General features: G+C 33.4%; 10 protein-coding genes. 5 read left to right on the forward strand and 5 right to left on the reverse strand.

Annotated elements, in window-relative coordinates:
• The first annotated feature begins 62 nt into the window (after nucleotides 1-62).
• Entirely contained in the window at nucleotides 63-1538 is a 1476-nt protein-coding gene (locus PL77_RS02925; RefSeq protein ID WP_044201468.1) for a hypothetical protein, read from the forward strand.
• A 55-nt stretch (nucleotides 1539-1593) separates the two neighbouring features.
• On the opposite strand, the gene PL77_RS02930 is transcribed toward PL77_RS02925, so the two are convergent.
• Nucleotides 1594-2922: a lipopolysaccharide assembly protein LapB gene (locus PL77_RS02930; protein WP_044201471.1), complete on the reverse strand. Its 1329-nt coding sequence runs from the start codon at nucleotides 2920-2922 to the stop codon at nucleotides 1594-1596.
• A gap of 187 nt (nucleotides 2923-3109) precedes the next feature.
• Between PL77_RS02930 and PL77_RS02935 the strand changes: the two genes are divergently transcribed.
• The 4 genes from PL77_RS02935 (at nucleotide 3110) to PL77_RS02950 (ending at nucleotide 6551) form a co-directional block, all read left to right on the forward strand.
• Entirely contained in the window at nucleotides 3110-3544 is a 435-nt protein-coding gene (locus PL77_RS02935; protein WP_044201475.1) for a hypothetical protein, read from the forward strand.
• A 105-nt stretch (nucleotides 3545-3649) separates the two neighbouring features.
• The gene (accC, locus tag PL77_RS02940; protein WP_044201477.1) at nucleotides 3650-5143 is read left to right on the forward strand and encodes an acetyl-CoA carboxylase biotin carboxylase subunit; all 1494 of its coding nucleotides are present in this window, start codon (nucleotides 3650-3652) and stop codon (nucleotides 5141-5143) included.
• Between the two features lie 7 nt (nucleotides 5144-5150).
• Complete coding sequence (locus PL77_RS02945) at nucleotides 5151-5528, forward strand: hypothetical protein (protein ID WP_052444122.1); 378 nt, start codon at nucleotides 5151-5153, stop codon at nucleotides 5526-5528.
• Between the two features lie 354 nt (nucleotides 5529-5882).
• Nucleotides 5883-6551, forward strand: a complete 669-nt coding sequence (locus tag PL77_RS02950) for a helix-turn-helix domain-containing protein (protein ID WP_044201479.1) — start codon at nucleotides 5883-5885, stop codon at nucleotides 6549-6551.
• 82 nt (nucleotides 6552-6633) lie between these two features.
• Here the strand turns inward: PL77_RS02950 and PL77_RS02955 are convergent, their stop codons facing one another.
• The 4 genes from PL77_RS02955 to PL77_RS30160 all read right to left on the reverse strand — a co-directional run bounded on the left by PL77_RS02955 (nucleotide 6634) and on the right by PL77_RS30160 (nucleotide 12194).
• Nucleotides 6634-7761, reverse strand: coding sequence for a T9SS type A sorting domain-containing protein (locus tag PL77_RS02955; RefSeq protein ID WP_044201481.1), 1128 nt, complete (start codon nucleotides 7759-7761; stop codon nucleotides 6634-6636).
• A 262-nt stretch (nucleotides 7762-8023) separates the two neighbouring features.
• Nucleotides 8024-9151: a T9SS type A sorting domain-containing protein gene (locus PL77_RS02960; RefSeq protein ID WP_044201483.1), complete on the reverse strand. Its 1128-nt coding sequence runs from the start codon at nucleotides 9149-9151 to the stop codon at nucleotides 8024-8026.
• A gap of 345 nt (nucleotides 9152-9496) precedes the next feature.
• Complete coding sequence (locus PL77_RS30155; protein ID WP_082026370.1) at nucleotides 9497-10720, reverse strand: T9SS type A sorting domain-containing protein; 1224 nt, start codon at nucleotides 10718-10720, stop codon at nucleotides 9497-9499.
• 373 nt (nucleotides 10721-11093) lie between these two features.
• Complete coding sequence (locus tag PL77_RS30160) at nucleotides 11094-12194, reverse strand: T9SS type A sorting domain-containing protein (RefSeq protein ID WP_172665792.1); 1101 nt, start codon at nucleotides 12192-12194, stop codon at nucleotides 11094-11096.
• Between the last annotated feature and the right edge of the window lie 356 nt (nucleotides 12195-12550).

The raw sequence follows: 12550 nt of genomic DNA on the forward strand, positions 1-12550 counted from the left end.
TACGCTAGCTCTTATTATCACTTTGTAATTATCGATTCAAAAAGATGAAATAGAGAGTCATTATGCCTTTTAACTTGTACTTAAATAGGGATAATGAAAAATTGGCTACACTTAATTTTGCTTTGGCACTTATTAGAATTGATTACTATACCTTAAATATCCTTCAGCTTGTGAGTCACGATAAATTTACACCACTAGCCATAAGAAATCTTACTTCTGAACAATACCAGCAATCATTTGATGAGATTTTTAATATTGCTTTAAACATAGAAGATTCTCAAAACCTAGCTAACTATCTATCCAATTTAATGGCCGTTTCAACTCAATATATTGATATCCATCAGTGGTATCAACTTTTGGATGAAGTACTGCAGTTTGTTGAATACCCACTCCCTCAAGATATTGGCGATTTACACCGAGATTTGTCTTTACAGCAATTGAGATTGTTAGAAAATATTGGAGAAAAGACGATCTCTGAAACTTTTCAGAATCTAGAATACTATCACTTGAAAGAAAGTGATTTAGGTTTAAAAATAATGGCTTCTATTGCACTTTATGCCCGAATTGAAAATTGGGAAAAGTTTAAATGGATTGCATTAGAAATTGTCAATCACGCCATAGAAAATGGAAAATCAGAGGTGACCGCTTTGGGGTGCTTGGCTTTATCGAAATATATGATAGCTAGGTACGAGAGTGTACCTGAAGCAGTCGAGTATGCGAAAGTGGGTATACAATTATTATCCGAAACAAATGATAATTGGTTACTCTCTCGTTTTAAATGTGATTTTGCCTCTTATATAATACCTTGGTCTACTTCTCTTAAAACATCCTTTGATCTCTTGGAAGAAGCTTTTGATCTAGTGAAAGATTCAGAAGATGAATACCAGAAAAGAATTATAAAACTAAGGTATTTACAATATCAAGTATTCTGTGGTTATAGCCTTGAAAGCTCAAGAGAGTTAGTAAAAGAGAAGTTTGGTGATGATGATATGAAGGTGATGCCTGATACAGTATCATCGCTGTTGGACTTAATTCAGCTTCGTAATATTACCATTGAAGAGAACAAAGAAAAGGTTATTATGATTTTGGATAATGAACCCTCTTTGTACGAAGGTAACTTGCTTCACCCAATGTTATTGCTGTTAAAAGCAATTCATTTGACATCAACAAGTGAAGATCACCAAAACAATTTGGATGCCTTGAGACGCATATTGGACCGATTCAAATATTGGTCTGGTTACTCCAAAGAAGTATTTCAGGGTTGGGTTTTCTTTATGGAAGCTGAATGGAGATGGGAAAATGAAGAATATGAAAAATCAGATCAGCTTTACTCTTTGGCCTTTGAAGAAATAGCAATTCAACAAAGTGCGATGAAATGCCTGGTCAAGCTGAGACGTTTGTCACAATGGGCTAAAAAAGAGGGAAAGACAAAGAGAACTCTTGCTTTATTTGATGATACGCTTCGACAGTATGAAATTTTTGGAGATACAGTAGCGATTAACTCTTTAAAAGAACGTTTTAAAGCGATAATTGCCTAAAAAAATAGCCTTCTCAATTCAAAATTGAGAAGGCTATTTTCGTGAAAAAGGAACTTTATTTATTCTGAACTATTTCATCTTTTTCCTTTTGCTTGATTAACTTCATTTGCTCTTTTGCCGCAATGCTAAATTCCGCAGGGAAAGGCTGACTAAAAGCTAACTTTGCTTCTTTATATTTCTTTTCTTTTACTAGGATAGTCCCTAATAAAAATGAACTTCTATATTTTACTTTTGGACCATTGTAGTTGATCAAATCTTCTAAAAGTATAATTGCTTTTTCATTCTCATTGTTAGAATGGTAAGCCACGGCTTGCATAAACTTCACATCAGGAAGGGGAATGCCATTTTGATTAAATTCTTCAAGATGTCTGAAAGCATTATCATAATCACCAAATTTTAATTCGAAGTCAATCAAGTCAGCCAGAATTTTCACTTTTTCAGTATTATCTTTTTGAATACTAACCTTGTGCTCTAATAGTTTTATGACTTCAGATCTATCGAGTTTATTTTCTTCCAATTCAATGAGTAAATCATAAGCAGGTTCAAAAGTGTTATTCATTTTAATAATGGAGTGAAGAATACTACTGGCCTCTTCTAAATTATAAACTTGGTAATAAGCCGATGCTACTTGATACAAGTACTCTGGCGTCATCGAAGAGAGTTTACTTCTTAGTTTATCATCTCTCACTTCTTTGAAGGCAATATTCGCATTCTGGTAATCTTCCAAAGAATGGTGGGCAACACCTAATTCATAATAATAATGTTCATGTGCTTTCCCTTTTTCTGCTTCCATTTGTGCAATGGCGAGCTGAAGACTATTTTTTGCTAACTCATAATTTTTTGTAATGTAATTGTGGTATTTGGCGTCCATAAACAAAATATAATTGTTATTAGGAGCAATACTTTTTGCATCTTCAATGTGTGGTCCAGCTTCATCAAAACGTTTTCTCATATCAAGAATATTGATAATTCTGGTCTTATAAGCTAACTGTTTATCTACTTCAGTAGTTCCTCTGAAGGCCGCATCTAAATGTTTAATACATTTATCGAAATCTTTCTTTTCTTTGTAAATCAAAGCAAGTTTAAGATGTGCATCTACAAAGTTCTCATCAACTTTAACGGTTTTTTTGTATATTTCTTCTGCTTTGCCTGGCTTACCGGACTTCTGATAAGTGACACCTAATTTGTATAAGTATTTTGGGTTTTGAGCATCCTTTGCTATTGCTACCTCATAAGCCATTATTGCTTGTTCATATTTTCCCGTTTCAGCAAATACTTCACCTTTGACATAGTAATCTTCAGCATCATTTTGAGCATAAGTCAACGTTGTAGCACAGAAAGAAAAAAAGATAAGTGATATTAATTTCAAGTAATTGTTTTTCATTAGGGATTTCTTTTGTGAAAGTAATTGGGGATCATTCGATTACCCTTACATTAATAAACGTTTTTAATAAGAATAACTTTCCAAAAGTTAATAATATTTTTAGTCGGAAGTATGTTTTTATTGAAATTCTTCCTTTTTTAAAGAGGTAAATTGAAGTATTATTAGATTTTATTGAATTATTAAAACAGTGGAAAGTTCTTTACAACATAAATGGAAAACTCACTTCACGGCATTAGAAGTGAAAATAAATAACAATGCAACGTTGGAAAAAGTATTAGATCAGATTATTAATATTCTTATACAGAGATCACTGAATACTGACGATGTAAAAGCAGGAATGTGGGCCTCTTTATTGGAGGATAATCAAAGGGCTTTTGGAGTGTTATTGTTATTTGAAAATAGGTTAGAGTACATTGGGGCAGTTCCAGGAGAAGGGAAATTGAAAAATTGGGAATGGGATTTTAAGCATTCTCATATTGAGAAAATGGAAGATGCCAAGCTTGGGATTGTAAGAGAGATGCAATTGCAACATAACGGTAAGAAATTTTCTTGGAATGGCATGAAGGGTTTTGTTCCCTCTACCTTTATTGCGACACTCGAAAAATATTGGTTTAAACAATAGTACATTATTGAAGTCTTTCTCTTAAATTAGAAATAAGAGTATGTTCAGCACTGAGCATCTACTTATAACAACACCAGACAATAAACAATCACTAACCATTCAAAGATGAAAAAGATCAAAAGACTTCTGATTGCCAACCGAGGAGAAATCGCTGTAAGAATTATCCGTTCAGCTAAAGAACTGGGAATTTTTACGATGGCAATTTACAGTGAGGTAGATCAAGATGCTCCACACGTTTATCTAGCAGATCAAGCTGTTTGTGTAGGAGAGGCAACGGCCTCAAAATCGTATTTGAATATCGATTTGATCATTAAAATTTGTCATGAACATAAAATAGACGCCGTACACCCCGGATATGGTTTTCTTTCTGAGAATGCCATTTTTGCTCAGAGAATTACTGAACAAGGAATCACTTTTATTGGTCCTTCAGCAAAAGCCATAGAAGTAATGGGGAGTAAGCTAGAAGCAAAAACAACTGTAGCAAAGTACAATGTTCCTCTTGTTCCTGGTGGAGATGAAGCAATCACAGATATTGAGGCCGCTAAAAAAATGGCGGATGATATTAAATACCCAATATTGATCAAAGCGAGTGCTGGAGGAGGAGGAAAAGGAATGCGTGTAGTGGATGACCCTGAAGACTTTGAATCACAAATGAAAAGGGCCGTTTCTGAAGCGACTTCTTCTTTTGGTGATGGGGCTGTTTTTGTAGAAAAGTACATTCAAAATCCACGACATATTGAAATCCAGATTCTTGCCGATCAACATGGCAATGTAGTGCACTTGTTTGAAAGAGAATGTTCCATTCAAAGAAGACATCAGAAAGTAATTGAAGAAGCACCATCAGCAGTGCTGACACCAGAATTACGTCAGAAAATGGGTGAAAGTGCTGTAAATGTGGCCAAGGCTTGTGATTACGTTGGGGCAGGTACAGTAGAGTTCATTTTAGATGAGGATCTTTCTTTCTATTTTTTAGAAATGAATACCCGTCTACAGGTGGAACATACAGTCACTGAAGAAATCACTCAAATGGATTTGGTAAAAGAACAAATTAGAGTTGCTGAAGGAGAAGAATTAGGTTATTCACAAGAGGATTTGAAAATAACAGGGCATTCCATTGAGGTGAGAGTATATGCAGAAGATCCATATCAAAACTTTTTACCTGATACAGGAGTTTTACACAGGTACATTGAACCTGCAGGAAGAGGAGTAAGAGTCGATAGCGGATACACTGAAGGAATGGAAGTGAGTACTCACTATGACCCAATGATGAGTAAATTAATTGTTTGGGGTAAAGATAGAGAAGAAGCCATTCAAAAAATGTTGAGGGCAATTGACGATTATAAAATCACAGGGCTTGAAACTACACTTGCATTTTGTAAGTTTGTACTTCACCACGAAGCCTTTACTTCAGGTAACTTTAGTACAAACTTCGTTAGTAAATTTTTTAAACCTGAATATTTAGCCTCGGCACTCACTGAGGAAGAGGAAAAAGTAGGTATTGCGTTAGTTTCTGAACTGATCTTTGAAGAGAAAAAAGCACAGGAAACATCAGAATTACACAACTTACTGACCCCTTGGAAGCTGAGACGATTGACGTAATAAAATAATGATAAAGAGACTTTTTTTTCTTTTTGTTCTGGCCAATGTTTTACTCTCTTGTGCAAAATCTAATGATATTTCACAAGAAGATTTTGATATGAAAACATGGAAAGCAGACCCTATGGCTTGTAATGGAGAACGTGCCAAATTGGAAGACGATTTCCTTGCTGTAAAAGATAAGCTTATCGGAACAAGCATCACTGATATCAGAAAAGTGTTAGGCAAACCTGATCGAGTAGATTTGGACAACAGAAGTACCAAACAGTATGTTTACTTTATTCATTCAGGAGGGCAATGTGAAGGGAAAACAGGAGAAAATGGAAAATCTTATAAAGTGTTTTTTGATGCATTGGAGTTAGTAAAAGAGGTAACACCAATTCTCTAGCATTACTTTAAAAGGGAAAGTTTCTTAGTACTATAAATGAAAAAGAGTGTCAAAATAGAAGTTGACACTCTTTTTCTAATTTTAATAGTAAGTAAATAGATTATAAATGATTAAATTCATTGAATCGTGTTAATTGGCCTTAGTAACGAATTTAGAAAGTTGTTAAAAGGTCAGGCGATGAATGTAATTTGTTAATGGTAAATATTACCCTTTTTTATGTGAACTAAAAATATTTAGTACGAGGAAAAGGAAATGCTGATGTACTGTTTTACATTATTCCTCATTAATAGTAAGCAAAAAAGAAGTATTTTTTTCTAGCCTTACTGTATACAAATAGTGATAAAGAGGGTTAACTTGAAAAATAAGCAGAAGTTGGATTATAAGTTTTTAAAACAGCTAGTAAAGCAAGGGGAGGGACAGACAATCGAGTTTAAGAAGAAGGCTGCCGATCCAATAAAAATTATGAAGGAGGTAGTAGCCTTTGCCAATAGAGAAGGCGGTTACCTAATTGTAGGTGTGACAGATCATGGACGAATTGATGGTTTTATAGATATAGAAGGAGAGAAATTTGTATTAGAAAAAGCAATTCAAGAGCACGTCTCAGTGGATATTGATTATATCATTCATGAAGTGAGTATATCAAGTACACATCAAGTATTGGTTTTTGAAATTCCTCCAAGTGATAAAAAGCCTGTTTTTCTATGGTATAACCTCAAGAAAAAAACAGGAAGGGCTTATATCAGAGTGGTAGATAAAAGTATTCAAATGAGCCGTTTGATTCGAAGACTTTTGAAAGAAAAGTCTAAAAATCAGGTTAACACATTGGAATATGGAGCCAACGAAAGGTTGGTTCTTCAAATGCTTGATAAGTCAAAACAGATTACTTTGAATGAATTTATAAAGGCTTCACAATTGGAAGAAAACCAAGCTATGGATGTTTTGATCAATATGTGTCTTACCAATGTGATTGTCCCTATGCCTATGGACCCTGAAGATCGTTTTGTAATGAATGTTGTGAATTAGTGGTCTCACTCTAATCGCAAAAACTCCTAAAGCGTATGAGATTACCCTTTAGGAGTTTTTTTGTCTTAGTAATTACAGTCAGTTATCTAATAATTAATTTCTCAATACTTTGTTGTCTTCCAGAGTTTACTCTAATAATATACAACCCAGGAATTAAAGAGGATTCAAGATGGAGAGGATATGTAATAGAGCGTTGACCATCATCATTCATAGATTTTGTAAATACTAATCTACCTTCTTTATTAAATATGTTAATTTCGGTTCTATTTCCCAAGTTAATACCACTGATAAGTAGTGTAACATTACCGCTCTCAGCGGGATTTGGAAAGACTGACGTTTTTAAAGTGTTTTGTTCAGTGATGGGGTAAACCACTAAAGGACCAAAAGTTTCGCTTCTTGTATCGAAATCATACTGGACAAGCTTATAATATACCTCAGTGTTATATGTTTTAGTATCGATAAAAGAATAATGGATAAGCGTATTTGAGTTACCATTGGCTTCAACAGTTCCCAAGATCTCCCAACTTCTTTTATCAATGGAAGAGTAAACTTCAAAATGCGATGCATTGATTTCAGAGGCAGTGGCCCATTTTATGGCTATTCCTTCTTCTATGATAGATGCAGAAAAAGAAACCAATTCAACAGGTAAATCAAAGCCATCATCTTTGAGTTTTTCAGAGATATAGGGTGGAAGCGAATCAATATTTTCTCCTTCACCACCTTTATGCCCTCCTTCAATTTCAATTTTCCCTGAAGCATAAGGTGGTTGATCATGATCATCCTCTCCACCTTTGATTTCTCCACCACCCGTAATGTTACCTAGTACAATTAAGTATACGTGTTTTGAATTTCCATTACTATTGTTGTATTGTAATGTACCTTCAATTTCGAGATTACCATCTATAACCAAAACAGAAGACTCTTCAATCGTTACAGTTTGATCTTTTGCTATTGTGAGATTCCCTTTTATGGAGCTATAATGTGTTAATTCATTATTATTGATCGTTCCTTTACGACCAAATTGATGATTGAAAGTGACTGTTGTATTAACGCCGTCTGAAAATGGGATCACTTGAACATCTCCTAAGCTGTAAGAGATTTCAGTCCAGTCTGCCCCGCCAATGATGATGTCATTTCTTTGTGTTGCATCAATGATCTCAAGTTGGGCAAATGAAATATTAAAAAAGAGACACACGAATAGTGATGTCATTAAAAGTTGGTTTATCATTGTTTAGTTTAAAATAGAGATTGATTGAAAATGGTGTATCAGAAGTTTAAATCTCTTTTATTGATTAATGTAAATTAGGATAACGTATAAAAATATTCGTTTAATGCAAAACTAGTCATGAGAAGATTGAAGTACAAATTGTTGTTGAAGTTTAACAGCGTAAAAAATGATTATTTTTATTAGATCTAACGAATAACACCTGAAGAGAATAATCTCCTCAGGTGTTCTAAGTTTATTTTGATAGCTATTGTATAATGATCTTCTTCATGTCTTTTGATGTACCTGAAATTATTTTTAAAATGTATAGCCCTGGCTTTAATTCAATTTTATTTTTTAATGAATAGATTGTTGATGTGGTATTGTCAATCGTATCATATAATACCAAATTACCCTTTCCATCCATAATTTGAAGAGTAGTGGTAGTTTCTAAATTCATACCACTCATTTGAATAGAAACTTGTCCGTCAGTACTTGGATTTGGGAATACACTAGCTTGAAAGTTATTTCCCAAAGAGTTTGACTGTACTACAATTGGTCCAAAGGTCTCATTTTGACCATCAAAATCATATTGTACTAATCTGTAATAGACTGTGGTTTGATACACTCGATAATCGTCAATGCTGTAGTCAATTAAGTTTGAAGTATTCCCGTTAGCCTCTACTCTTTCTACCAATGTCCAATTCTTTTTGTCAGTCGATACTTCAACATCAAAATGAGATGCATTTACTTCTGAAGCAGTTGTCCAGTTTACTTGGATAATATTTTCTTTCTTCGCAGCAGAAAAAGAAACAAGTTCTACTGGAAGGTCATATCCATTAAGGTTTAAAATGTCAGTGATATAAGAATCCAATTCGTCTATATTATAACCAGAACCACCTTTATGTTCTCCCATTACAACAATTTCCCCTCTTGCATAAGGAGGTTTGTCATGTGTTCCATCTCCACCAGTAATAGTCCCACTTCCAAGGATATCCCCTAAAACAATCAGATAAACATGTTTTGTATTGCCATTACTGTTGTTCAGCTGTACTGTACCATTGATTGTTAGATTACCATTGACTACCAAATAAGAAGATTCCTCAATAACTACAGTTTGGTTTGCATCGATAATTAGATCACCCTCAATTACGCTATAGTATTTCATATCATTATTATGACCTCCTCTTCCATCTAAGTGATCAAATGTTACAGTAATATCATCAGGCACACCTTGTTTTATCTGAACGCTTTCAGTGCTTGAAGAGACTTCAGGCCACTCATTTCCACCGATAGTGATGTCTCTGTCAATAATTGAATTGATGGTTTGGGCAAAAGAAAAGTTAGAACTTAAAAATACTAGGGTAATTAATTGCGTGAGTAAGAATTTTTGCATTTTGAAATAATAATATCAGGTTCTTTTATAAAAATTGGTTTCGTGATACTAAGGATGTATTGGTTTTTCAGAATGAATCATTGATAGTTAATATTATATCCTTAGTAAAATACAACTACATTACGAACATTACCTTTGTAATAAAAGTTCATTAGTTGTTTGTTTTTGATGTTCATTTTAATGAAAAACCTCTATTATTCTCTGTAATTATTGTTTTCTGGAGGATTTACCTCTTAAACTTTGATGTATTAAAAAAGCTCCTCATAAGCGATTTTACTTATGAAGAGCTTATTGGGTTGCTCAAACTTTTATTGTAATAGTATTAGTTGAAAGCTTGTCTATCAGTTATTGTATCATAACTTTTTCAATATTTTGAGTTGTACCAGAATTGATCTTCAAGATGTAAAGTCCTGGTTGAAGAGCAATTTTTTCTCCTAATTGATAAATGGTTGATGTAATATTGTTTGTATCAATGATATCATATAATACTACTTTGCCTTCCTTATTGATGACTTGAAGAATAGTATTCGTGCTAGAATTCATACCACTGATTTGTAAAGAAGTTCTTCCAGTGCTACTAGGGTTGGGGTAAATAGATGTCTGAAAGTTATTTTGATCGTCAGAGAAGTGAACTGTCAAAGGTCCGAAAGTCTCATTTTGTCCATCAAAATCATATTGTACAAGTTTGTAATAGATAGTAGTATTATGTTCTTGAGAATCTGAAAACGAGTAGTCAATACGAGTTGAAGTATTTCCATTGGCTTCGACCTCACCAATAAAATTCCAATTCCTTCTATCAGTAGAAGAATAGATTTCGAAGTGTGAGGCATTTACTTCAGAAGCAGTAGCCCAATTTAGTTCAACAACATTATCTGTTTTAGAAGCAGTAAAGGAAATAAGTTCAACAGGAAGGTTTGTCGCCCAATCAGCAGGTAATGCAAAATCCAATATACCCGTGACAGTTTGTCCGTTACCAAAAGCAGCATCAATATTAACAGGGCTATCGACGTTACCGCTAGAAATAATACTTTCTGAGTCTACAGTTCCTCCAATGTAAGCAGGTAAGGCATTTCCGCCATTTCCTGGTGTAATTGTTCCACTACCTATAACATCACCAAGAATAACGATATAGCCACTGTTGTGAAAATCAATATCACCGTCAATGATCACATTTCCAGTAACAATCACCAATGAATTATTATTGATTGAGACAGTGGAACCTCCTTCCACAGTTAGATTTCCATCAATAATTACATAGTTGTTGAACGAATCATCACTACCGGGGTTTAATACTGTTTCGGCTTGTAATTTATTAGAAAAATTAACCCCACTTTTGAATGTGATATCTCCAATGTGTTCGTAAATACCACTATCAGGATTGCCACTTAGATTTTCATGAGGATCTCCACTATTCAATTCACCATCGCCATCATCGTCAAGACTAATGTTTTGACCAAAGACAAAAATAGGAGACAAAAGAAATAGTATAACAAAAGTGATATTAGCGAAAACACGAGTGTAAGGTGTTTGGTGCTGGTGTTTTATTACATGAGTAATTGAGCGAATCATATTGTTTGGGTTAATAAAGGTTAATGAGTTGAACTATTTTGAGGTACGGGTTCATAACCGTTATGTTGTGATTAATTAACTTAATCTGAGAATTGTGCTATGAATTTCTTAATTAAGTACAACTGATTTGAAAACAATATTTTTTTACAGATAGTTCACTGTATCTGTTTTTTAACATTAATTTTTATGTTAATCCGTGGTTTGAACTGATTTTTAAATGTATGAAGTGGTTTATTATATGTCTTCAGTAAGTTCTATTTTAAATAAGTCAATTTGTAAATAATGAATATGGAAGTTTTGCTCGATGCCAGATATAAAAAAACTCCTGAGGAATGACTTCCTTAGGAGTTTTTGATGAGTTGGTTATAATAACTTATTGAATAATAATTTTTTGCGTGTCTTGAGTAGTACCAGAACTAATTTTTAAAATATATAATCCGGGTTTTAAATCTATTTTATCTTCTAATTGATAAACAGCAGAAGTGATTGTACTACTATCAATGGTGTCTAATAGAACAACTTTTCCTTCTTTACTCATAAGTTGAAGGGTTGTTGTTGATCCTGAACTCATTCCATTGATCTGAATTGATGTCTTTCCTGAACTACTTGGGTTAGGGTAAACAGATGTATTGAAGTTACTTTCATTATCAGAAAAATGAACGGCTAATGGACCGAATGTTTCGTTCTGACTATCAAAATCAAATTGTACTAGCTTGTAATAAACAGTAGTAGCATATTCTTGATCATCAATAAAAGTGTAATCAATTCTTGTAGCTGAGTTACCGCTTGCTTGCACTTGACCAACGTAATCCCAATTTCTATTGTCAACGGAAGAATAGACTTCAAAATGAGAAGCATTTACTTCAGAAGCTGTTGACCAATTCAATTGTACAGTATTTCCTAATTTTGAGGCTGTAAATGAAATAAGTTCGACTGGTAGATCTGCTGTCCAATTTGGTTTTTCAAAATCTAATATCCCTTCAACGTCAGCATCTGGAATATCTAACGGGCTTTCAACTTCAGTATCTGTATCAATAATTTGAACATCATCACTGATTTCACCGCCTATGTATGCTGGTAATGCACCAACTCCATTTGCAGGATCAATAGTACCACTTCCTGTTACGTCACCTAAAACTATAAAATATCCATCATTATGAAATTGAGCAGTACCTTCAATAGTTAAATTACCTGTAATGATAAAAACTGCATCATTTTTAATGTCAATCACTGCTCCACTTTCTATAATAACATTCCCATCAATAATGATATAGTTATAATAAGTATCATCTCCTCCTGGGTCTAGGATTACACCATGATTGAGCTGTAGAGTCAAGTCAGTTGTAGATTTAAAAGTTAAATCTCCAGTATGTTCATGAACTTCTTTAGTATTAGCGTTTCCATTAATATTTGTATTGTCACTGTATTCACCATCACCATCATCGTCTAAGTCAATGTATGTAACTTGTCCCATGGTTAGTAAAGGAAAAAATAGAAATAAAGCAATGAAAGGTTTAAGTAAGTTTTTAGACATAGTAATATCTTTTTAAGAGTAAAGTCTATTTAGAATTTAAATCAAATACGTGAATTCATGAACATTAGTTTTTGCAATTTCTTAAAGTTGTTAGAAATGTAATATATGATTCTTTATATAGTACAAAATTGAGAATAACAATAATTGTGAGTAAATAGTTCATTTACTTTGTTGTTAATCAGTGTGTTCTTGTAATACTTTGTCACTATTTTGATTATAGGCAAGATTTAATTCATAAAAAAAGGCCTTCATTGCTGAAGACCTTTCCCAATTGTTTTTATATGTATTTTAAAATA

The sequence above is a fragment of the Flammeovirga sp. OC4 genome, assembly GCF_000812565.1.
Classification (GTDB): domain Bacteria; phylum Bacteroidota; class Bacteroidia; order Cytophagales; family Flammeovirgaceae; genus Flammeovirga.

Bases quoted from the DNA above. Each gene is read 5' to 3' on its own strand.
- PL77_RS02925 (WP_044201468.1), top strand. From the start codon at position 63: ATGCCTTTTAACTTGTACTTAAATAGGGATAATGAAAAATTGGCTACA.
- PL77_RS02930 (WP_044201471.1), bottom strand. From the start codon at position 2,922: ATGAAAAACAATTACTTGAAATTAATATCACTTATCTTTTTTTCTTTC.
- accC (WP_044201477.1), top strand. From the start codon at position 3,650: ATGAAAAAGATCAAAAGACTTCTGATTGCCAACCGAGGAGAAATCGCT.
- PL77_RS02945 (WP_052444122.1), top strand. From the start codon at position 5,151: ATGATAAAGAGACTTTTTTTTCTTTTTGTTCTGGCCAATGTTTTACTC.
- PL77_RS02955 (WP_044201481.1), bottom strand. From the start codon at position 7,761: ATGACATCACTATTCGTGTGTCTCTTTTTTAATATTTCATTTGCCCAA.
- PL77_RS02960 (WP_044201483.1), bottom strand. From the start codon at position 9,151: ATGCAAAAATTCTTACTCACGCAATTAATTACCCTAGTATTTTTAAGT.
- PL77_RS30155 (WP_082026370.1), bottom strand. From the start codon at position 10,720: ATGATTCGCTCAATTACTCATGTAATAAAACACCAGCACCAAACACCT.
- PL77_RS30160 (WP_172665792.1), bottom strand. From the start codon at position 12,194: ATGGGACAAGTTACATACATTGACTTAGACGATGATGGTGATGGTGAA.